Source organism: Brevibacillus porteri (assembly GCF_003013475.1).
Classification (GTDB): Bacteria; Bacillota; Bacilli; order Brevibacillales; family Brevibacillaceae; genus Brevibacillus; species Brevibacillus porteri.
This window is the reverse complement of record NZ_PXZO01000067.1, coordinates 39,377-59,603: the sequence shown is the minus strand read 5'-3', so window position 1 is coordinate 59,603 and position 20,227 is coordinate 39,377. Positions and strand designations below refer to the sequence as shown.

22 protein-coding genes, 1 tRNA gene and 1 other RNA gene are annotated in these 20,227 nt (G+C 46.4%); 6 read left to right on the top strand and 18 right to left on the bottom strand.

The genetic code is table 11. The features are described from left to right. Nucleotides 1-43: 43 nt before the first annotated feature. From dnaX to C7R92_RS29445, 4 genes are all read right to left on the bottom strand, one after another. Complete coding sequence (dnaX, locus tag C7R92_RS29460; protein ID WP_106836612.1) at nucleotides 44-1,735, bottom strand: DNA polymerase III subunit gamma/tau; 1,692 nt, start codon at nucleotides 1,733-1,735, stop codon at nucleotides 44-46. A 140-nt stretch (nucleotides 1,736-1,875) separates the two neighbouring features. Beyond that, on the bottom strand, nucleotides 1,876-3,309 hold the full coding sequence (locus tag C7R92_RS29455; RefSeq protein ID WP_106836611.1) for a PAS domain-containing sensor histidine kinase: 1,434 nt from the start codon (nucleotides 3,307-3,309) through the stop codon (nucleotides 1,876-1,878). 230 nt (nucleotides 3,310-3,539) lie between these two features. Then, nucleotides 3,540-3,804: signal recognition particle sRNA large type (gene ffs, locus C7R92_RS29450), an RNA gene on the bottom strand. 55 nt (nucleotides 3,805-3,859) lie between these two features. Continuing rightward, on the bottom strand, nucleotides 3,860-5,623 hold the full coding sequence (locus C7R92_RS29445; RefSeq protein WP_106836610.1) for an HD domain-containing phosphohydrolase: 1,764 nt from the start codon (nucleotides 5,621-5,623) through the stop codon (nucleotides 3,860-3,862). Nucleotides 5,624-5,835: 212 nt separating this feature from the next. On the opposite strand from C7R92_RS29445, the gene C7R92_RS29440 reads away from it, so the two are divergent. Then, complete coding sequence (locus C7R92_RS29440) at nucleotides 5,836-6,726, top strand: EamA family transporter (protein ID WP_106836609.1); 891 nt, start codon at nucleotides 5,836-5,838, stop codon at nucleotides 6,724-6,726. Nucleotides 6,727-6,841: 115 nt separating this feature from the next. Here C7R92_RS29440 and C7R92_RS29435 read toward each other — a convergent pair whose 3' ends face one another. Then, nucleotides 6,842-7,501, bottom strand: a complete 660-nt coding sequence (locus C7R92_RS29435) for a DedA family protein (RefSeq protein WP_106836608.1) — start codon at nucleotides 7,499-7,501, stop codon at nucleotides 6,842-6,844. A gap of 12 nt (nucleotides 7,502-7,513) precedes the next feature. Beyond that, nucleotides 7,514-8,113 carry a class I SAM-dependent methyltransferase gene (locus tag C7R92_RS29430; RefSeq protein ID WP_017246909.1) on the bottom strand — a complete coding sequence of 200 codons (600 nt, stop codon included), beginning with the start codon at nucleotides 8,111-8,113 and terminating at the stop codon, nucleotides 7,514-7,516. 239 nt (nucleotides 8,114-8,352) lie between these two features. Here C7R92_RS29430 and C7R92_RS29425 point away from each other — a divergent pair, with 239 nt between their 5' ends. Further along, nucleotides 8,353-8,661, top strand: a complete 309-nt coding sequence (locus tag C7R92_RS29425; protein WP_069852527.1) for a DUF4870 domain-containing protein — start codon at nucleotides 8,353-8,355, stop codon at nucleotides 8,659-8,661. A 78-nt stretch (nucleotides 8,662-8,739) separates the two neighbouring features. On the opposite strand, the gene C7R92_RS29420 is transcribed toward C7R92_RS29425, so the two are convergent. The 8 genes from C7R92_RS29420 to C7R92_RS29385 all read right to left on the bottom strand — a co-directional run bounded on the left by C7R92_RS29420 (nucleotide 8,740) and on the right by C7R92_RS29385 (nucleotide 14,104). Continuing rightward, a complete protein-coding gene (locus tag C7R92_RS29420; protein WP_069852525.1) occupies nucleotides 8,740-9,372 on the bottom strand; it encodes an NAD(P)-dependent oxidoreductase in 633 nt (210 codons plus the stop codon). Between the two features lie 188 nt (nucleotides 9,373-9,560). Continuing rightward, the gene (locus C7R92_RS29415) at nucleotides 9,561-9,950 is read right to left on the bottom strand and encodes a rhodanese-like domain-containing protein (protein ID WP_106836607.1); all 390 of its coding nucleotides are present in this window, start codon (nucleotides 9,948-9,950) and stop codon (nucleotides 9,561-9,563) included. Nucleotides 9,951-9,974: 24 nt separating this feature from the next. Next, nucleotides 9,975-10,241: a metal-sensitive transcriptional regulator gene (locus C7R92_RS29410; RefSeq protein ID WP_012683835.1), complete on the bottom strand. Its 267-nt coding sequence runs from the start codon at nucleotides 10,239-10,241 to the stop codon at nucleotides 9,975-9,977. A gap of 114 nt (nucleotides 10,242-10,355) precedes the next feature. Beyond that, on the bottom strand, nucleotides 10,356-10,838 hold the full coding sequence (locus tag C7R92_RS29405; protein WP_106836606.1) for a DsrE/DsrF/DrsH-like family protein: 483 nt from the start codon (nucleotides 10,836-10,838) through the stop codon (nucleotides 10,356-10,358). A gap of 84 nt (nucleotides 10,839-10,922) precedes the next feature. Further along, nucleotides 10,923-11,711, bottom strand: coding sequence for a sulfite exporter TauE/SafE family protein (locus C7R92_RS29400; RefSeq protein WP_106836605.1), 789 nt, complete (start codon nucleotides 11,709-11,711; stop codon nucleotides 10,923-10,925). Between the two features lie 326 nt (nucleotides 11,712-12,037). Further along, the gene (locus C7R92_RS29395) at nucleotides 12,038-12,262 is read right to left on the bottom strand and encodes a sulfurtransferase TusA family protein (protein ID WP_007719853.1); all 225 of its coding nucleotides are present in this window, start codon (nucleotides 12,260-12,262) and stop codon (nucleotides 12,038-12,040) included. A gap of 95 nt (nucleotides 12,263-12,357) precedes the next feature. After that, the gene (locus C7R92_RS29390; protein WP_106836604.1) at nucleotides 12,358-13,509 is read right to left on the bottom strand and encodes an MBL fold metallo-hydrolase; all 1,152 of its coding nucleotides are present in this window, start codon (nucleotides 13,507-13,509) and stop codon (nucleotides 12,358-12,360) included. Between the two features lie 13 nt (nucleotides 13,510-13,522). Beyond that, nucleotides 13,523-14,104: a sulfurtransferase TusA family protein gene (locus C7R92_RS29385; protein ID WP_106836603.1), complete on the bottom strand. Its 582-nt coding sequence runs from the start codon at nucleotides 14,102-14,104 to the stop codon at nucleotides 13,523-13,525. Nucleotides 14,105-14,279: 175 nt separating this feature from the next. Between C7R92_RS29385 and C7R92_RS29380 the strand changes: the two genes are divergently transcribed. Next, a complete protein-coding gene (locus tag C7R92_RS29380; RefSeq protein WP_106836602.1) occupies nucleotides 14,280-14,708 on the top strand; it encodes a DUF4275 family protein in 429 nt (142 codons plus the stop codon). 82 nt (nucleotides 14,709-14,790) lie between these two features. Here the strand turns inward: C7R92_RS29380 and C7R92_RS29375 are convergent, their stop codons facing one another. From C7R92_RS29375 to C7R92_RS29365, 3 genes are all read right to left on the bottom strand, one after another. Then, a complete protein-coding gene (locus tag C7R92_RS29375; RefSeq protein ID WP_106836601.1) occupies nucleotides 14,791-16,098 on the bottom strand; it encodes a peptidoglycan D,D-transpeptidase FtsI family protein in 1,308 nt (435 codons plus the stop codon). Continuing rightward, complete coding sequence (locus C7R92_RS29370; protein ID WP_106836600.1) at nucleotides 16,082-16,612, bottom strand: RNA polymerase sigma factor; 531 nt, start codon at nucleotides 16,610-16,612, stop codon at nucleotides 16,082-16,084. Before C7R92_RS29370 ends, C7R92_RS29375 begins: the two co-directional genes overlap by 17 nt. A 144-nt stretch (nucleotides 16,613-16,756) precedes the next feature. Beyond that, nucleotides 16,757-16,845, bottom strand: a tRNA-Ser gene (locus C7R92_RS29365). Nucleotides 16,846-17,003: 158 nt separating this feature from the next. On the opposite strand from C7R92_RS29365, the gene C7R92_RS29360 reads away from it, so the two are divergent. Continuing rightward, nucleotides 17,004-17,723 (top strand): pseudouridine synthase, encoded by a 720-nt coding sequence (locus C7R92_RS29360; RefSeq protein WP_106836599.1) that lies wholly within the window; start codon nucleotides 17,004-17,006, stop codon nucleotides 17,721-17,723. Nucleotides 17,724-17,761: 38 nt separating this feature from the next. Here C7R92_RS29360 and tadA read toward each other — a convergent pair whose 3' ends face one another. Further along, nucleotides 17,762-18,244 (bottom strand): tRNA adenosine(34) deaminase TadA, encoded by a 483-nt coding sequence (gene tadA / locus C7R92_RS29355; RefSeq protein WP_017246893.1) that lies wholly within the window; start codon nucleotides 18,242-18,244, stop codon nucleotides 17,762-17,764. A gap of 184 nt (nucleotides 18,245-18,428) precedes the next feature. Between tadA and C7R92_RS29350 the strand changes: the two genes are divergently transcribed. Both C7R92_RS29350 and glcT read left to right on the top strand, forming a co-directional pair. Then, on the top strand, nucleotides 18,429-18,926 hold the full coding sequence (locus C7R92_RS29350; protein WP_056496045.1) for a ribonuclease H-like YkuK family protein: 498 nt from the start codon (nucleotides 18,429-18,431) through the stop codon (nucleotides 18,924-18,926). Nucleotides 18,927-19,295: 369 nt separating this feature from the next. Continuing rightward, nucleotides 19,296-20,153, top strand: a complete 858-nt coding sequence (gene glcT, locus C7R92_RS29345) for a glucose PTS transporter transcription antiterminator GlcT (protein WP_106836598.1) — start codon at nucleotides 19,296-19,298, stop codon at nucleotides 20,151-20,153. Nucleotides 20,154-20,227: the final 74 nt, after the last annotated feature.

The following is a 20,227-nucleotide window of genomic DNA, read 5'->3' as shown; positions in this document are numbered from 1 at the left end:
TTTTCATTGAGGTATCCTCCCTAAATGGTTATGAGTGTATGATTTAGTCTTTGACTTCAACAAGACCTTCTCCGACGAGCTTGATGGCTTCCGCCAAAAACGGGTCCTCTTCTGGCTCATCAGAAGCGTCTTTTTGACCAACCTGCTGGTCTACACTTTGCCACTCTTCCTCCATGACAGACAAGAGCTGCAGGGGCTTACCCAGCACCGTAGACATAACGCGCTCGATCACGCTCCGAAGCTCTGCCTCCATCGTCTTATCGCAATGGATGGCACTGTTGAAGGTTACGACAACAGCTTCATTGCCAGCAGCTACCGGTTGACCATTGACTAGCCAAGCCTGGTACTGGATCTTGATCTTTTTCAGTTCGGTCAAAATTTGACTCCACTGCCCGCGCACCTGTCTCGCCAAATTCTCATCCATGGCCTTCGCGACTTCCCTGACTCTATTCATCGGGGTTCGTGAACCACCAGAAGCGGCGGCTATACGCCTTGGCTCGTTCTTGCGCGTTTCTTCGGCCTTTTGTTGGCCGGGAATGCTCACCTGACCTTGCATCACTTGAACCAAACGCTCTTCCAAAATGCGGATGCGATTGGACATCGCGGTCAGTTCCTCGCTGTTAACGGGTGAGGCTCCCATAGATTCCGTCGCATTAGGCTGGCACATTTTGGCGAGGGTCAGTTCAACCAACACCCTCGCATAGGTCGACCATTTTAATTGCGACAAAGCCTGATTGCAGGTCTCAATCGCTGCGTAAAGCACCGGAAACGAGTACAGCTTTGCAACCTCTGCAAACTGATCATCAATCATGGTCCGCTCGACAATCTCTTCCAACTGCGGCGCTGTCTTCAATAACAGCATATCGCGGTAATAGTAGAGGAAATCGTGCAGGAATTGCTCCGGGTCCTTCCCTTGCACCATGACTTTATCAAATTGCTCCATGACCTGTGCAACATCGTTTTCGGCAATATGTCGCGCAAGCACAGAAAAGTAAGATTGGGCAACTGTGCCCGTAATCTGCATAATATCACTAGCACGAACCTCGTCCTTGCTATAGCTAATCGCTTGGTCCAACAAGCTAAGAGCATCACGGGCTCCACCTTCAGCCATCTTCGCTACGAGCTGCAGGGCCTGCTCCTCCACCTGCACCCCTTGTGATTGACAAATCTTTTGCAAAAGATCGACCATCACTCTCAGTGGAATTCGGTGAAAATCAAAGCGCTGGCAACGAGAGATAATCGTCGCTGGCAGCTTGTGCGGCTCTGTTGTCGCCAAAATAAAAATGACGTGGGACGGCGGCTCTTCGAGGGTTTTTAACAAAGCGTTAAATGCCTCTGTCGTCAGCATATGCACCTCATCGATGATGTACACTTTATACCTGACGTCGCTCGGGGCAAATTTCACTTTGTCGCGAATGTCGCGGATCTCTTCAACACCACGGTTGGATGCCGCGTCGATTTCCAGCACATCCGTTACAGAACCGTTGGAGATGGCTCTACATGTATCGCATTGATTGCATGGTTCGCCATCTATGGGCTGCTCGCAGTTCACTGCTTTCGCCATAATTTTGGCTGCACTTGTTTTTCCCGTACCTCGGGGACCGTTGAATAAATAGGCATGGGACAGCCTATTTTCGCGTAAAGCATTACGCAAGGTTGTCGTAACATGCTCTTGTCCGACTACGTCTTGAAAAGTCTGCGGTCGGTATACGCGGTATAGCGCGGTATAAGCCATGTTCGTGTGACACTCCCCATCTGCACAGTCCTCTTCTATATCCTATTCAGTATACACGATTGCCACCGTTCGTACAAAGTGAACGGACATGTCTCACAGAAAAACGCCCCGTTCACAATTGTGCGGGACGCATTCTACTCCTAATACGGCAGCATGATATGGAAGGTCGTCCCAAACCCTTTGGAGGAGACACGGATTTGACCGCCAATATCGTGAATGATTTTTTGGCAGACAGACAATCCGAGCCCTGTCCCTTCCTCTTTTGTCGTAAAAAACGGATCAAAAATCTTATCAATAATGTAAAGCGGGATACCCGGACCTGTATCGTGAATATCGATACTCACTTTGTCGCCATCCCGATCGAAATGATGGGAAATCCGAAGCGACCCTTGCTCTCCCATTGCTTCTATTCCATTTTTGCAGATATTAATGAACACTTGCTTCAATAGCTCGGTATCCCCTACGACCATCGGAAGCTTACCCCGAGAGGCAAACTGGACATCAATTCCGTACAGATTTGCCTGTGACTCGACGATCGGCAAAATTTCCTCAAAAACAGTATTTAAGTCGACCATAGAATATTGAATATTACGCGGCTTGCTCAATAGTAGGAATTCACTGACTAAAGAATTGATGCGATTGATTTCGGTGAGCATGATTTCGGTGTACGTTTTCTCCCTGTCCATGCCGCTGTCACCGAATAACCTGAGGAACATTTGCAGAAATCCTTTGATTGAGGTAAGCGGATTGCGTATCTCGTGTGCTGTACCAGCAGCAATTTGCCCGATCATCGCCAAGCGTTCATTCCGCTCGAGCTTTTGGGCGAAGGATCGCAGGTTTGTTATGTCTTTGAATAGAATAAACGCCCCTACTGTTTTCCCTGACTCGTCTTGGAGCGTATTTGCGTCGACAATCAGCTCATAGCGTTGGTTGTCATTGGTCCAGGAAGTCGCGACATTTTGCAGCTTTACGCCTTCCAACAGTTCTTTTTTAATGAACCGATGCGGTTCGGGGATGCCGCTAAATACTTGATCAACGTGTTTATTGATGACGTCCAGTCTCTCCATACCCAGTAGCTTGCACGCCGTCTGACTGGCTTCGATAATGATCGATTTCTCGTCGAGGATAAACAAGCCCATGCTTGTATCATAGGTCAGTTTGGTCAGCAATCGTTGCGACAAAAGCTGGTCGCTTTCTTTTGCGAGTTGGGGAAAATAGATCATGTACAGAAGTTCTTCTGCTTGCTGTGCCATGATCATGACAGATGTGCTCCTGTATCCCCCCTGTTTATTACACCATTCCAGTTCGACCTCGCCTTTGGTTCCCACTTCTTCTTCCTTTCGCAAATATTCCTCATACAGGTGCTCCATGGAGCCTCGATGGGGAAGAAGAGAGCTGATAGGTTGATTAATAAGTTGATCGCGTGAATATCCGGTTACACGAAGCAGTTGTTCGTTGACCTCCACGATACTACCCGCTTGATTTACCAATAAAACGGCAGTAGGCAGTTGATGCATGAACCGCTGCAATCGACCGGACGAGCCAACGAGATGTAACGAAGAAAGAGCACTCATAGCTTGTCCCTCCTGGCCTATGACGTATTTTGAAAGGAAAGAAACCAAATCCTTTCCGCCTATTATGAAAATTCGTGAAAATACTTATAAAACCTTCATTCTATCCACTTGAAAAGTACGGAAATGTTTCGCTAGTTATCGTCAATTTCCAACAAAAAATAATTGGATCGCAAAATAAAAATAGCATGCTTCCCTTCGGAAACATGCTATCTGTACATGCGTGATAAGTACCGTGCACCTATCTTCGATAATCCTTATCCGAGCGTTACTTATGGTAGCAGCTCAGAGCAGGCTACCCTGCGGCACACGCGATGATCCACTTATGGCTGCTTCCTTCCGGACCTGACCAGGTTCATGGGTTCGCGTTGCACAGGACCCGCTCCTCAACACCGCCGCCATAAGGCAGCCTCACATAAGAAAACCTAGGATAGGAATTCAACCCTGCTATTGCGGATTGCAGGTTACAGGGCACCGCAACCTCCCCGTCTAGCACGGTAGAACTAGAATACCAAAGTTAGTAACCGATAGCAAGGAGTAAACCTATCCAGTGCTAGGAAATCTCTCTATCCTTACTAACTCTTCCCTTACAATCCGCCGATTGTGTAATCTGAATAGCTCCATCTTCAAAAGCCTTCTTAAAAATCGAAACAATGGAGGGGTCGAACTGAGTTCCTTCACATCGCAGAATTTCTTCGTATGCCTCTTCTGCTGACATAGCTTTGCGATAGGAACGCGTAGAGGTCATGGCATCAAATGTATCTGCTACGGCCAGAATACGGCCAATCAGTGGAATTTCTCCCCCTTTGAGCTGATCAGGGTAACCTTTTCCATCCCAGCGCTCATGATGATGCCTTACCCCTGGACTGATATGTGACAGATTTTCTATCTGCTCCACAATTTCTCCACTGATGATGGAATGAGTTTTCATGCATTCATACTCGTCAGGTGATAGCTTTCCTGTTTTTAAAAGGACGTGATCAGGAATGGCTACTTTTCCGATATCATGCATTAAGCCAGCATAACGTAAATCATCTCGTGAAAAAGCAAGCTGCTCCTGTTGCTGTAAATAATCGTAAATGATAAGGGCATAGTGCGTAACTCGTTCTGTATGTCCTGCTGTATAAGGGTCCTTCATTTCTACGGCTAAATAAAAGCTGCGAACGATTTGATCCAAGCTCTGTTGGGAATACTCCCGCTCTCGAGTAATTAACGCATGCATCTGTTCTGCCATCGTGTTGAACTTATTCTCCAGTAACGTTATTTCTTTCATCCCCTGTATCGGGACGCGTATGGAAAAATCACCTTTCAACAAGGAGTCCGTGGCGGATACCAAGCTATAGATCGGCTCACCAATCCATTTTGATAAACGATGAGCCACATAACAGGCAAATAAAACAACAATAAAAAGGGTGAAACAAAAGATGAGGTTCAATCGTTGTAATCGTTCGTTTATCCCCTCTCTCGGCAACCATTCAAAATAAGCACCACCGCTTTTTTCTGATACTTGACGGTATATGTAAATGTCCTTGCCTTGGATGAGCAACGAAAAGAGTCCATTTTCATTGGATTGTTCCCACTGACTGCGTGCCATTTCATAATGAGGAAGCTCCGAAACATGATTTCCAATCATAGCTTTATCGGTGTGAATCATAATGGTTCGGGAGGGGGAAAGGACCATCATGCCATACTCTTTTGGAACCACATAGGTACGGATCCAGTCAGTCAGTTTATCCAGATTGATTTCCACTAATAAAAGTCCCGTAGCTTTTGGATTCGAACTCTCCAGGCGCTTCTCGAGAAAAAATGATTTTGGCCGCCCCTCTTGCTCCCTTTTGGTAAGAAAATTCACTCTGTTTTCTCCGGTTCCCCATTGCTCGCGTTCCAGAGATTGATTATCTGTACTCCAGCTCTTATCTTCGTGTAAGGAGAAAACTCTTCCATCCTCACCGAGAAAAACAATATTTCCTACCACATTTTGGTTACGGGAGAAACGCTCAAATAGATTTTGGACGGCTTGTTCCTTCGATGTCCATTCACGCCTAAAGCCAATCTTTTTCCCTTCGACAAAAGATGGTTCCCCTGTTATTCGCCTGGTCAGTCTATTCGCCAATTCATCGGTATCCTTTTGGATAGACTGAAAAAGGGACAAAAGCCGTTCATCGACGAGCCCTATATTCGCATCCATGTTCGTCTCGTATAGTACAAATACTGCCTCTTCGGCTTCTTCATAAAAAAGGAAGCAAATAAGAATAGTAGGGCCAAGAATCAACAATAAAAATGTGGAAAATAATCGATCCCTCCACTTCAGGTACACGAGCCTCCCCCTTTTTTCTGAGCTGTTCCAAACCTATAGCTACTCCATTTGTAGTGGGTACGATTACATAGTGTCATTTCACTATTTCCCGCTGGGATCAAACATAAACCTTTGTTCGAACTAAAAATGGAATCTTCTTCATCCATAGACAAACGGACGCTGTCGTAATATCCTAGCTAAGAATTATTATCGTATGTGAGGAGATGCATCAGATGAGATACATCCTCCTGGTTTTTCTCGGAGCATGTAGTTACGGCATACTATCAACCATCGTAAAGCTTGCCTACAAGCAAGGCTATTCGCCCGCAGAAGTAATTGGTGGGCAAATGTTTTTGGGTTTTGTGCTGACCTGGATACCCGCTCTTTTCTTCCTGCGGACCAAGCCTCCCCTCCGCCCGTTGTTTTTATTGGTAGCCGTAGGTCTGTCTGTCGGCTCCACGGGAATTATGTACTACAATGCCCTGCAATATATCCCTGCCTCGATCGCCATCGTCCTTTTGTTTCAGTTCACATGGATGGGCGTACTGGTTGAAGCTGTGATGACTCGCCGAATGCCTGGGAAGGAGACGATTTTTTCCCTCCTATTGCTGCTGACAGGAACCCTTCTTTCAGGAGGAATTTTTGAGAGCGGCGGATTGGCCCAATTTCATATCCTTGGTGTCGTCTTCGGTCTTTTCTCAGCCGTTTCTTTTACATTGTTTATTTTGTTCAGCGGAAAAATCGCCATTGCCATTAATCCGTGGATTCGTAGTTCCAGCATGGCGACTGGCTCTTTTCTGTTGGCCAGCCTGATTTACCCACCCGCTTTTCTATTCAACGGAGCATTATTGGACGGGTTGTTTCCATACGTATTTTTGCTCGCCTTCTTCGGTATTTTTATCCCGACCGTTTTTTTCAATTATGGTATGCCTCACATAGGGCCGGGGATGGGAGCTATATTAGGAGCAGCTGAGCTACCTATGGCTGTGCTCTCCTCCTATGTCATTCTGAATGAATCTGTCTCTCTACTCCAAGTGAGCGGTGTCGTGATCATTTTACTCGGAATCATCTTGCCGGAATGGCTGCGCCAGCGAAACATTCGAAGAAACAAGGCTACCTCATAATCGTTGTCCAAAGCCCATCCATTGTGCCACTGCCGCACATACGGACGGGTTTTTTTATGATAAAAAGCAAAAAACCTCTGCTTCACGCAGAGGGTTCGTTATGATTACATTCAGATTACTCTTGCCGATCACGATCGATCATCAGAGGCTGTGGTGCAGCTGCGATGCTTTTTTGTTTTTTCCAAACAGTAAACCCATAATAAGCAGCAGCAATGAGAACCAGTACACCTAAGACAGAGAAAATCACGGTTCGATTATTCAACAAGGCCACATAAGAAGTAAGCATCTCCACCTTATTTCCCATGAAATGACCAAGCAAAAACAAGATCAACGTCCATACAAAGCCGGTTGTGTACGAAAACAGGGCGTACCGTGGAAACGTCATTTTCCCGATCCCGACCAAGTAAGGAACCACATGCCTAACGACAGGAAAGAAATAGCTGATACATAGAGCGTAGCTTCCGTAACGATCGAGCAGCGACTGCGCTTGATCTACGTACTTGTTCATTCCTTTTTTGCGACTAATCCAGTTCAGTGCAGGTGCACCTAGCCATCTCCCTAGCACATATCCCAATGACAGCCCAGACACGACACCCAAATAGGTCGCAATAAATGCAGGAACAACATGCAGAAGTCCCATCGAGGTCAGCACTCCTGCAGACAGCACGATCACCTCGTCAGGAATCGGCATACCAACAATCCCTAGCCATAACATAAAGAAAAGAGCAAAATAGCCAAACTGACCCACAGACTCGGACAGCATATCGACAATCATGTAAAAATCCTCCTAGCCGACACCCTTGCTATCATCCTTCCGGCAAATGTAGACAAAGGCAGGTGGCAGATTCAATGGAACCATCTTCACCGATACTTGCTCAAATACAGAGGAAAGCTGCTTTTTCATTTGCAGCGAATATTGAAAGGCGACAAATACTCCGCCTGGTTTTAGTGCATGATATACCTGATCCATAATTTGATCACGCAGCTCTTGTGGGAAGTTGGCAAATGGCAGTCCTGACAAAATACAGTCGGCTTTGCCCAATCCCGCGTCCGAAAGAACCCGATTCAAATCTACCGCATCTTCGTGGAATCGTACATCAGGAAATAGTGGTTCCAACCTTTTGCGCATCTTGGTCTCCTTTTCAAAAGATACCAGTACGGCTTCCGGTTTTTTCTTTTGCTCGATCCACTTCGTAAAAATCCCCGTTCCCGCTCCTAATTCCACAATTGTATGTGCGTGCTCCCAGTCGATGGGCGCAACCATTTGTTTACAAAGCGCACGGGAGCTAGGAGTAATACTGCCTACTTGGCCAGGTGACCGCAAAAAATTATAGAAGAACATCATCCGATCCTTCATGCTGGACGGATGATGACAATCGATCATCATGTCTATATGCTCCCTTCTCAGTTCTTGCTTATCCATTTATCATATCCAAAAAACATTACGAATTATCTACCAAAAACGAAAGATTTTCTTACTACTATAACAGTAAACGAATGGAAATAAAAATTCCTCCGTCTATAGTCGGATCAAATAATCACGCTTATGATGGTTTTTTTGAGTGATATCCATACGTTACAATGACAGTAGATCAAGTTTTACATCTAATCAAGGAGGACTTATTTATGGATTATAAAGGTGTAAAAGTCATAACGCACGCTAGCACATTTTTTGCACCGATCCTTGTACCCATTCTTGTCTGGCTGCTCGTACAAAATCGTGACGCCAAAAATATGGCGCTGCAAGCTTTGTTTTTCCACATCATTATGACAGTGCTCATCGCTATTTCTTGGTTCTTCACTTTCTTGTTGATTGGGATTCCGTTCCTGATTGTGTTTGGACTGATGGCGATCTACTACCCGATCAAAGGTATCATTTATTCCTTAAATGGACGCCCGTTTTCCTACCCATTCGTCGGTGGGATTGGCAGATAATCTCGATACACAACAAAGACCAGCTATCCTTTTGTAGGAAGCTGGTCTTTTTGTTAAGGAGCCTAATTCCAATCGAGATTAGGAGCCTACTGTGAAGCGCTCATTGCGATGCTTCGGATTTTCGATTTCATCGAGCATAGCTACAGCATAATCGGCATAGCTCACATAGCTCTGTCCGCTAGCGTTCACTAACAGATGGTCTTTTCCGAGTCGGTACGCGCCTGTTCTCTCCCCTGCTGGGTCAAAAAAGGCAGATGGACTGATATACGTCCATTGAATGCCGTTTGACTCTTCCAATACACGCAAGTACTCTCCATGCTTTTGCGCAGTTGCCAAGTAAGCCTTAGGGAAATCAGGAGTTTCTACGAGGCGCAGTGTCTTGGCCTCGTCTACAAACAGACTGCCTGCACCACCTACAACGAGCAAACGTGTAGAAGAAGCACCCTTCAACGCTTCAATCAAAGCCTTCCCTGATTCTACGTGCAGATGTTCTTGACCTGCTGGTGCCCCAAAGGCATTCACGACTACGTCAAAGCTGTTCAAATCTGCCGCTGTCAGGTCAAACACATCTTTCTGAATCACAGCTACGTCGGCTTGCTCGATTTTCGATGCATCACGCACAATCGCTGTCACTTGATGGCCACGATCCAGCGCTTCTTTCATAATTACCTTACCTGCTTTACCGCTTGCTGCTACAATTGCAATCTTCATGATGATATTCCTCCATTTTGTATGTTGTAGATGTAACCGAATTAGTTACAACTCTTTCGAAAAGAATAGGCGCTTACCGCATCGCCTTGTTGTAATTATTGTAGTTACAACGAAACAAAATGTCAACCCTGTTTTTTATCGCATGAAAAAAGCACCCAGGTATTCAAACATACACCAGGTGCTAGCTGTTATTTCTTTTTCGTCGGACCATTCCAGGTAATGAACCCGCCTTGCAGATGAGCCATCTGTGGAATGCCGTGTTTCTTTAAAATTTTTGCTGCCTGCTTACTACGCATCCCGCTCCGACAGTATAGCAATATATCGTTTTTGCTGGAAATTTCTTTTGCACGATGGTCAAGCTGAGACAAAGGGATGTTCACCGCTGATGGAATGTGACCCGCTTTATATTCGTGCGGCTCCCGTACGTCGATGAGCAGTACCCTGCTTTTTTGGTTGACCCGTTCCTTGAACTGATCTGTTTTGAGATTTTCTAATCCCTTCACAGGAAGGAAGCGAGAGACCAAATACCAAATGATGATCGCGTAGGCTAACAGCAAAAGAATCGTAGTGAAACTCATAGGAAGCTCCTCTCCAAAATCGGTTTAACGGCTCTTGACCAAAAGCTCTACGGCTTCTTTCACCAGCTTGCTCGTGTCTCCTCCAGCAGCCTGCTCTTCTAACAAACAGCGTTGCAGGTTTTCCGCTACAATCTGGGCAATAGCCTTATCTGAAGCGTTGCGAACAGCGGAGAGCTGCGCTACTACGTCTTTGCAGTTTTTCTGCTCGTCCATCATTTTCAGCACACCGCGGACTTGTCCTTCGATTCGTTTTAAACGTCTTTTGATATCGTCACTGTAGTTGTAATCCATATGAATTCCTCCTGTTTCACGACAAGGCATACGTATCAATCTTGGAACTACCTTACATACAGGTATCTTATGCGAAATCCAGGTAATGTCAAGCAAGCTGCCTACGCGTGCTGTTTAAATGAATAAATTTACTTTTGCCTTTGTCGCATCCCCCAAATAAGCAGCCACACCTGCATACTCCATTCCGTCGAGCAATTCCTCCTGTTTGAGACCGAGCAAGTCCATCGTCATCGTACAAGCGACCAGCTTCACTCCCTGCTCCTGAGCCAGCTCGATGAGTTGTGGAAGCGTCAGGACATTGTGCTTTTTCATGACATGCTTGATCATCTCTGGCCCCATGCCCATCATATTCATTTTCGACAGTCCGAGCTTCTTGGCGCCTCTTGGCATCATCCAACCGAACGCTTTTTCAAGCCACCCCTTTTCTACCTTCACGATCTCGTCCTTGCGCATGGTATTCAGTCCCCAGAAGGTGAAGAAAATCGTGACATCATGATCATAGGCCGCAGCTCCGTTCGCAATAATAAAGGCTGCAATCGCTTTATCCAAGTCACCGCTGAACAACACAATCGTCGTTTTTTCTTTTTGTTTTTCCATGTAAGAACACCCCTTCAATATACTTATACTTGTATAGGTATAAAAATAAACGAAAGAAGCTTTCACAACGAAAAGCATCTTTCCTTATAGAATGTCACTCCAAATCTTGATAGCTGTTCCACAGATCAGCACAATCAGGCCGTAGCGCAAATATTTCACATCGCTCTTGGCGCTGACCATACTGCCCATCGGTGCACCCAAAACACTTCCGATGACCGTATACAAAACGGGCAAGAGCGGAATTTGCCCACCCGACAGCTTCCCGATCACACCACCTATTGCGGAGATGAATACAATAGCCAAAGATGAGGCAATCGTCACCCGCGTAGGTATTTTCAACACGGTCAGCATGATCGGAATGAGGATGAACGCCCCCCCTGCACCGACAATCCCGGATACAATTCCTACGGCAAACGCAGCACCAGCAGCAATGAAGCGGTTATATGCGACCTCCCCTGCTGCCGCTTCTGTCCCCCTATTTTTCACGAGCATCAAAATCACGGCGATGATCGCCAGTATCCCGTACACCACATTGATGTTTTCATTCGACAAGTATTGGGAGAGAGCCGCACCAATCAGGCTGCCCGCCAAGATGCTTACCCCCATATCTCTGACGAGTCCTTTATGAATCAGGGGCGAGTTTTTCCCGTTTCTTTTGCGGAAAGCCAGTACGCCAGATAGCGACGCGAAAAATACTTGAAACATCGATATCACCGAAACTTCCTGGGCAGAAAACTGCGCCACGCCTAGTGCCGGTGGTATAAACAGGAGCATCGGATAGCTGATGATCGCTCCGCCAATCCCGAGTAATCCGGAAAAAAAGGAACCGACAAAACCGAGAGAGACCATGAGCAGAAGCAGTAAAACGTCCATATATCCTCCTCGCATTCAACCTAACACATCGGAATGCTCAACCCTCTTTTCAAATGAACCATCTTCAAGTAAAATCAATTCCAAGTAAATAACTGTGAATAAGGTGATTTAAATGGTCCGTTTTTTCAAATCCATTTTTCAGCATCGGTGCCCCACCTGCCAAGAACCTTTGCGCTCACACAAAAATGCCTTGTTCAGTGAAAAGCAATGCCCCAATGGCCACTATAAAGAAGAAATCTATACGCACCTTGGCGTACGTATCGTTTATGAAAATCAGGAGTAAGCGAGCACTACAAAAACGGTCAAAAGTGCTCGCTTCTGTCTCCTTACAGCTTTTTCACTAAAAATTTGTACACACCGTTCTCAACCTCATGGGAAACCAGCTCATTCCCTGTTTGCTTGACCCAAGCAGTGAAGTCGTTCAGAGAGCCTTTGTCCGTCGAGAGTACTTCCATGGTTTGACCGGATTGCATTCCGTCCATGGCTTTTTTTGCTTTGACGATTGGCATCGGGCAAGCCAGACCTTTTGTATCTACCACAATATCCGCCATTTTTCATTCCTCCTGTTATATAAATGCCTGTTCAAAAAGTCGACTTTTCAGGACTACTTCGTGATCAAAAGACGATTTTTTGAACAACCTTTTCGTTATTTATCGTGAATGGCGCAGCGATTTGGCCCTACTTCCATCTCTTGTTGTTCCTCTTCGCTCGGTTTTAATTTCCCCATATTCACTTGACGAATCTCTTGATACGCATTCGGCTGCGGCGGCAAATGATGCGTAACGATATGCCGGAATTCACTTTCATCCGCAATCGTTAGCCCTGGATTGTTGCGATACAGGTCACCCAAACGGGCAGATACGGTACCCATTGGACCAAGCTCCGTGTAGTTGCCAAAATGAGCAGGCAACACGACTAAATGCTCGGGAAGCTCTTTATATCGATTATACAAGGTGTTGTGCAGGTCTCCCACCCAATCTTCTGCTTTCCCAGCCAAATCCGGGCGTCCGATCGAAGCTACGAACAGACTGTCTCCCGTGAGAAAATACGTATCATCAACAATCAGTGACGTACTCCCGATGGTATGTCCGGGGGAATAGATCGGCAGGATCGCAATTTTGGTTGCACCCACCTGAATTTCTTGCCCTTCCTCTAGCTTACGATAGGAATACGTAACTTCTTCCGCATCTTTTTCTGGGAGCCAATACGATGCATCGAGCCGATCTGCCAGCTTCTTTCCACCGGAAATATGGTCGGCATGCAGATGAGTATCGATGGTGTGCTTGATCGTCCACTGATGCTTTGCTGCAAATGCTTCGTACACATCCGTCATCCGCAGTGTATCGACGACAGCCGCCTCCCCTCCTGATACGATCATGTAAGACAAGCAGCCTTTTCCAATGCGGACAAACTGATAAATCGCTCCGCCATCACGGAGGTCTCCCACCTTCACTGGCTCCAGATGCTCACTCCACGCCTTCATTCCTCCTTGTAGGTAAGAAACATCCGTAAAGCCCGCTTCTGCTAGCATCTCTGCGACAAAAATGGAAGAGCCCTCTTTTGCACAGACGACCAACACCTTCTGTTTCACAGGGATTTTCTCAAGAACAGCCTCCACCCCATCCAGCAAATCAAAGTAAGGGATGTTCATGCTCACTACTCGATGCCCTTCTATTTGCCAAGCCTCGTAATCGCTCGTATTGCGAACGTCGAGAATAAACAATTCCTCCTGCGCAAAAAGAAGCTGCGTTAGCTCGTGTGCTGTCATCGCCTTCACACTTGTTTGTTGTTCCATCATCTTTCTCTCCCCCTTATTGTTTTTCTGCCGGGCCATTCCAGCCAGACATACCCGGTACTACATTGGTGATTTTGGTAAAACCTTTTTCGGCCAGCAACTGACAAGCCATGTCGCTGCGTTTGCCGGATCGGCAGATGATGTAGATGTCATCATCGAGCTGTAGCTCATCCAAGCGCTGCCCCAATACTCCCAGGGGTATTGAAATAGCTACAGGAATGCGGTGAAAAGCGTATTCTGCCGGCTCTCGCACATCAATGAGTGTCAGCTTCTCGTTGGCTTCCAGCCTTTTTTGCAGTTCTTCATTGGAAATGGTCTGTAGGAAGTTCGTCTCCTCCTTCACCTCATGGGTACTCGCTTTTCGCAGGAAATGCTTGAATACTTCCCCCTCCTGAATCGTGCCCAGAAATTCATGCCCGGTATTGTTTGCCCAGCTTTTCAAATCGGCCATTGAGCCTTTATCAGTCGCTTTTACCTCCATCACTTGACCCGGTAGCATCTCTTCCATCGCTTTTTTTGTGCGTACGACAGGCATTGGACATGCCAAGCCTTTGCAATCTAACGTTTTATCAGCGGTAAAATTCGGTTGTGCAGACATTTTGTCTACCTCCTATGTTTTGAGTAGAAATGTGATTGATCAACTTTATACATATACCCCTATGGGTATTATAATATGCGCCTCGTTTTTCTTTGTCAATAGGCGAGACGTGACCGACTCACTCATTCATACGTATTTTCTTAGAAATGATCTTGTGTCAACATGGAGGCGCCCAATGAAACTAGCTGATCGGATGAAGGAGAAGAACACGAAGACAACAGAGCTGTCTATTTGGGGACCGTACTTACGGGAAGAATGGGAGAAGCATTTTGCGAGCCATCTGACCGAAGAAGATAAAGAGAGGATTTTTCTCAAAAATAAAGACGGCTACCAGGGGTATCTGTGGCATTTATTCAGCAATAAGCTGAGGAATTGTCTTGAACGCGAGGAAGCGGATGAAGCCTTTCAGCAAGTTGCCCATGAGTCGTACTATGTGTTTTACCAGCTTTCCAATGAAGTGTTGATCTTGGAAAATGCTGCGGTGTTTTCTGTCGCGGACTTGGAAATGGAATACGATGTGTATGTCGTGGATAAGGATTTTACGTGGACGTATGTGAAGACCCATGAAACCCAATGGTGTGGGCCTTATTTTGCTAGGAAGTAGGGATGGGGAAAACAAAAAGAGGAAGCATTCGGATACCTTTAGGGGTATGCCGCTATGCTTCCTTTTTTGATGGATGGGTTGATTATCGTTGCTGGAGATACTGCAAGCTGTTTTCCATAATCTCTTTGAAAGGGGGAGCCACAATTTCTTGCCCCCATAATTTTACCCAGAGGTCTGTCTGCGGGTCATCAACAGCTATGTAAACCAATAGCTTTGGATCATCACTTGGTGCAAAGCCTATAAACGAATACGTATATTTGCCTTCGATAATTTTTCCTTGGTGGTCGCGTTTCTCTGCGATTCCTGTTCGCCCAGCAACTGCATATTCTTTTATGGAAAAGGCTATATCTGAGCCAGGTTTGTTGTTTACTAACGCTTCTAAAACTTCTCGAACCTGTTTTGCTGTTTCTTCTGATATGACTCGACGCCCTTTATCAACGTGGTTCCTTTCCTCCTTCGTCATATGTGGTTTCATTAACTCACCACCGTTGGCAACGGCCCCGACAGCAGCTACTTGTTGAACCGCAGAGGCAGAGCCAGCAAGTCCATAAGCTGCCATTGCTTTATCATAAGGAGTATTCATATTTGGTATCTTTCCTGGTTGTTCATTAATTTGTTCGGTGCCCGTTTTCGCTCCAAAACCGAACCGTTCAAAATATTTCTGTAACAAGTCCTCTGGTATCTGTTCAGTTAGCTTGGCAAAAGCGACTTGAGAAGAACGCTGGATACCTTCTGAATACGTAATCTGTCCCCAGCCATAACCACCATTATGGTCTTTTATAAACTTACCCGGGGTAATCTCGTAGGTTCCGGACCCGTAAGTTTCGTTATCTTTATACTTCCCCTCTTCAATAGCAGCCGCCAACGTCACGATCGGAAATGCGGCCACAGGATCTGGTATCGCCCTGACTATGTGTGGAACCCGGTCATTGGGTCCTTTCAGATTCCCCATCCCAAGAATTTCTCCGGTATTTGGATTGGTAACGATTACTGTCATATTTTGGGGCTGATAGGCCTTGCCGGTCTTATGTATCGCTTCTTCTACATACTCTTGAATTTGTGAATCGAGGGTCAGAACCATATCTGCTTGGGATGTCGTTTCCGCGGCTTGTGCCTTTTGACTCTCCCCTGTATTCATCTGTTGTGCGCTTGGCACAGATGGGGTTACCTCCGAAGGCATCCACTGATAAGCGATAAACAACAAAGCAAATGAAGCAGCTACGCCCCCGATGACCTTGACATACTTTTTTCGCCTTTCCATTTGTACGAGCAGCTCCTTTTCTCGACGGATATGACTCGCGATTTCACGTCGCTTATCCTCATCCAACTGAAGCGACGGAAACGATTGCAGCACTGTGCTTATCTCTTTTTCTTCAATAGATGACGTCATGTAGATTGACCTCCCTGCTGCTATTGCCCATTTGTTTTTGCAATTCTTTTATGGCCCGATGGAGCGTCGTGCTGACTTTTGCTTCGCTCCAGCCCAAGATTTCTGCTGTCTCTGCTGTAGATACTCCTTCTATCAATCGCAGGATTAGAACCTCTCGATACGTGCTTTTGAGGTGATTCATCGCTTCATAAACTTCTTGCAATTGTTCCTTTAACACCAGTGCCTTCTCAGGTGTGCGCTCTTTGGAAGTGAGGAGTCGGAGGACGTTTTCGGGGAACCAATCCATCATTTTTTGCTTTCGCCTATAATCAATCGCTGCATGGCGCGCGATGGTCAGAAGCCATGTCTTGGGCTGTGCCCTTCCTTCGTAGCTTGATACGGATCTTAGCGCCTTCGTAAAAACTTCCTGGACTAAATCCTCGACATCTCTACGTCCGGTAAAATACGCGAGGTAATTGTAAATATCATGGCCGTATTGCTGGAACCATCGCTCTATTCGGTGATCGGAATCCATTCGTACGCTCCTTTTTATGGGTTTGTACCTTATTAGACGCAAAAACGAGATTTGCTTACAGTTTTTGTGATATAAAAAAATGAAGCATATCTCTGCCGCACTGGCAAAAATATGCTTCATTCTCTTCGATCCGAAAAATCTAAGCGGAGAGAGTGGGATTCGAACCCACGCACGCCTCACGACGCCTAACGCATTTCGAGTGCGTCCCCTTATGACCACTTGGGTATCTCTCCATATTTGGTTTGTCAGAAACATTATTTACTATAGCAAAATACAATCAAAAATGCAAGACTCATTCCTTTGCATTCCCCTTGATTTGCGCGGCTCATTAGGCCAAACTAATAACAGCACACACGATTGTATCCGATCAGAAGAAAAGCGAGGAACATATATGAAACGTGAACGTTTGGACAAGGTGCTGGCCAATATGGCAATCGGCACGCGCAAGGAAGTGAAAGCCTTAGTGAAACAGCGACTGATCGTCGTGGACGGCGTTGTCGCAACAGACCCGGGGATGCATGTCATTGCCGAGGAACAGGAAATTCTTGTGGATGGAGAACCGCTTAACTTTAAGCGCTGGGTATACGTTTTACTGAACAAGCCGCCTGGAGTCGTTTCTGCTACAGAGGACAATGTCCATGAAACCGTAGTGGACTTGCTCCCGTACGAGTGGGCTATCAAGGTGCATCCGGTAGGCCGACTGGATATTGATACAGAGGGTCTCTTACTCTTGACCAATGACGGTCACCTCTCCCATAGTCTCTTGTCCCCGAAAAAGAAAGTGGACAAGGAGTACTTTGCCCGCATCGATGGCCGAGTTACTGAGCACCATGTACAGGAGTTTGCCAAAGGCGTGGAATTGGAGGACTTCACTACACTACCAGCCAAGCTGGAGATTATCTCTTCAGGAGAAGCATCAGAGATTCGCGTCACCATCATGGAAGGAAAGTTCCATCAGGTAAAACGGATGTTTGCTGCTTTCGACCTGCAAGTCACCTATCTGCAACGGATTCGTATGGGCCCGCTTCACCTTGACCCGTCACTCGCCCCAGGTGAGTATCGCGAACTGACCGAAGAAGAGCTGCACATGCTGCAAAACGTAAACAAATAAAACCGTCTGCATGCAGACGGTTTGTCCAGACAGCCCGGTCATTCCTGTACCGGCTGTCTTTTTTTCCGCAATCCACGAAAGAAGTCCTTGAGCATCTGCCCGCATTCCTCTGCAAGAACACCCTCTAAGACTGGCACCTGATGATTGAAGCGTGGTTCCGCGAGCAGGTTCATTAATGTCCCGGCACAGCCAGCCTTCGGATCGCGAGCGCCATACACGACCTGTTCGATACGGCTTTGAACGATTGCACCTGCACACATCGGACACGGCTCCAACGTCACGTACAGCGTACACCCGATCAAGCGCCATCCACCCAAGCGTTCACTTGCCTCCCGTATCGCGATTAATTCCGCGTGCAAGGTAGGGTCTTTTTGTGTTTCCCGCAAGTTGTAGCCGCGACCTACGATTTCCCCGTCGCGCACGATGACCGCACCGATCGGAACCTCGCCAATCGCAGCGGCTTTCCGGGCCTCTTCCATGGCTTGTTTCATATAATAATCATGTTCATTTGCTTGTATCACGTTTCCCTAAAGCTCCTTCAAAAACAGTCTTTCGTCCCGAATAAACGGACCATTTTACCCAAAAAAGTTGATTCAAGAAGTTTTTGTCCCTACCCGTTCACATACTATCTGCGAGATTACATACATTAATGATGTAAGGAAGAAGTATGCAAATCATTGTTAGCCTCTTTCTGGAGGGATGTGAGTGGGCTTAACCTCTGCAAATACGTTATTTGATCGCTTTCACAGTCCGACTAGAGGTCTACTGGCAAAAGAAGAAGTGTTTTCCCACATCGAACATACCATCTCATCAATAGGTGGTCCATTTGAAATTATTGTGGGGGCCGACTCTCAATTAAAAAGCCGCGGGACTTTTTTTGCTCTTGTGATCACAGTAATTCGTCCCGGCCATGGGGGCACCTTCTTTTATCACAAATTTCAAGAACGCCGGTACTCATCCTTGCAACAGCGTATATTTCAGGAAGCGATGTACGCAGTCGGACTTGCCACAGAAGTACGCCAATATTTGCGGGACCACCACTTAGATACTCCCATCCGCCTGCATTTTGATATCGGTACGAATGGCCCTACCCGTAAGTTTATCCAGTCTTTGTTGAGCTTAGCAGAAACCAATCACTTTCGTGCCGAAATCAAACCGAACTCCTTCTGTGCATCTACGATTGCCGACAAGTACACCAAGTAACAAACCAGGCGGATTGCTAATGAGGCGTCCGCTTGGCTTTGTTTTGCCCTTATCCTGCTTGGTTCAAACAATTCGGGACAGGCTTCTGCTTCTCCTGCCCACCGTGTTTTTTCCCGTTAACAGGGTGATTGACAATGTACGAGACGTGAGCTATTATAAGCTTTAATTGAAGCGTTTTCACAAGGCGTGTTACTGGTAATGCAGGCATGAGCCGAGAAGATCTTTTTCTTGTTAAAAAGGTTTTTTCGGCTCTTTTTTCTGATTAATGTCATGGTTCATCGACATTTTTCATTAAATTGGATGTGACCGCTTGCGGTAAGCAAATACGGTCATGGACCGTTTTTGTCTATCTAAAGGTGGTGGAATGGATTGTCCCGTGAAAAGGAAAAAACGTACGCAATTACGCGTGTGTTGAACCATAACGTCGTACTCGTGGAAGAACCCGGATCCGGACAAGAAATTGTCCTGTTCGGAAAAGGAATCGGATTTGGCGCAAAACCCGGGAATACCGTCCCCGCCCAAGACTCGCGTGTGGAAAAGCGCTTCAGGCTCGAAAATGAGAACCATCAGAAGCAGTATCAGAACATCTTGAGCCAAGTAGATCCTGCTGTCGTAGGAATTGCGGAAGAAATTATCGCTCTCATTGCGAGTGAGATTACGCCAGAATTGAACGAACACGTCCACGTTGCCTTGCCTGACCATATCCAATTTGCCATCTATCGGCTCAAGAACGGCATGGAAATCGTGAATCCGTTCTTGTTCGAAATCCAGACGCTGTACACGAAGGAGTACGCGCTGGCAAACCGGGCAGCGGATATGATCAAGAACGCATTCGACCTGGACATTCCCGATAGTGAAATCGGATTTCTGGCCTTGCACATTCACTCCGCGATCAGCTACGTCCCAGTAAAAAAGGCTGTCCAATTCACCAACATCATCACGGATTTGGTAAGCCTGATTGAAGAACGAACAGCTATTACGATTGAACGCAGTACCATTGACTACGTTCGCCTCATTACCCATTTGCGCTTTGCCGTTGAGCGCATCCGTCAACAAAAATTCATCAAGAACCCGCTTCTGGACCGAGTCAAAACCACCATGCCAGAAGCCTATCAATTGGCAACAGAGCTGGCTGAATACATCTCCACCCGTCTCGAGATCGCTGTACCAGAAGACGAGGTTGGTTACATGGCTCTGCACCTTTATCGCTTATTACAACAAAATTAAATCATAATCCTGCGTGTTACTAGTTCGACTAGGCATGAGCGGTGAGATCATACGGACATAGTAAGTATGTCGTC

What these genes read in the sequence shown, in the direction of transcription:
- dnaX (WP_106836612.1), bottom strand. Translation starts at nt 1,735, where the DNA reads ATGGCTTATACCGCGCTATACCGCGTATACCGACCGCAGACTTTTCAA.
- C7R92_RS29455 (WP_106836611.1), bottom strand. Translation starts at nt 3,309, where the DNA reads ATGAGTGCTCTTTCTTCGTTACATCTCGTTGGCTCGTCCGGTCGATTG.
- C7R92_RS29440 (WP_106836609.1), top strand. Translation starts at nt 5,836, where the DNA reads ATGAGATACATCCTCCTGGTTTTTCTCGGAGCATGTAGTTACGGCATA.
- C7R92_RS29435 (WP_106836608.1), bottom strand. Translation starts at nt 7,501, where the DNA reads ATGATTGTCGATATGCTGTCCGAGTCTGTGGGTCAGTTTGGCTATTTT.
- C7R92_RS29430 (WP_017246909.1), bottom strand. Translation starts at nt 8,113, where the DNA reads ATGATGATCGATTGTCATCATCCGTCCAGCATGAAGGATCGGATGATG.
- C7R92_RS29425 (WP_069852527.1), top strand. Translation starts at nt 8,353, where the DNA reads ATGGATTATAAAGGTGTAAAAGTCATAACGCACGCTAGCACATTTTTT.
- C7R92_RS29420 (WP_069852525.1), bottom strand. Translation starts at nt 9,372, where the DNA reads ATGAAGATTGCAATTGTAGCAGCAAGCGGTAAAGCAGGTAAGGTAATT.
- C7R92_RS29415 (WP_106836607.1), bottom strand. Translation starts at nt 9,950, where the DNA reads ATGAGTTTCACTACGATTCTTTTGCTGTTAGCCTACGCGATCATCATT.
- C7R92_RS29410 (WP_012683835.1), bottom strand. Translation starts at nt 10,241, where the DNA reads ATGGATTACAACTACAGTGACGATATCAAAAGACGTTTAAAACGAATC.
- C7R92_RS29405 (WP_106836606.1), bottom strand. Translation starts at nt 10,838, where the DNA reads ATGGAAAAACAAAAAGAAAAAACGACGATTGTGTTGTTCAGCGGTGAC.
- C7R92_RS29400 (WP_106836605.1), bottom strand. Translation starts at nt 11,711, where the DNA reads ATGGACGTTTTACTGCTTCTGCTCATGGTCTCTCTCGGTTTTGTCGGT.
- C7R92_RS29395 (WP_007719853.1), bottom strand. Translation starts at nt 12,262, where the DNA reads ATGGCGGATATTGTGGTAGATACAAAAGGTCTGGCTTGCCCGATGCCA.
- C7R92_RS29390 (WP_106836604.1), bottom strand. Translation starts at nt 13,509, where the DNA reads ATGATGGAACAACAAACAAGTGTGAAGGCGATGACAGCACACGAGCTA.
- C7R92_RS29385 (WP_106836603.1), bottom strand. Translation starts at nt 14,104, where the DNA reads ATGTCTGCACAACCGAATTTTACCGCTGATAAAACGTTAGATTGCAAA.
- C7R92_RS29380 (WP_106836602.1), top strand. Translation starts at nt 14,280, where the DNA reads ATGAAACTAGCTGATCGGATGAAGGAGAAGAACACGAAGACAACAGAG.
- C7R92_RS29375 (WP_106836601.1), bottom strand. Translation starts at nt 16,098, where the DNA reads ATGACGTCATCTATTGAAGAAAAAGAGATAAGCACAGTGCTGCAATCG.
- C7R92_RS29370 (WP_106836600.1), bottom strand. Translation starts at nt 16,612, where the DNA reads ATGGATTCCGATCACCGAATAGAGCGATGGTTCCAGCAATACGGCCAT.
- C7R92_RS29360 (WP_106836599.1), top strand. Translation starts at nt 17,004, where the DNA reads ATGAAACGTGAACGTTTGGACAAGGTGCTGGCCAATATGGCAATCGGC.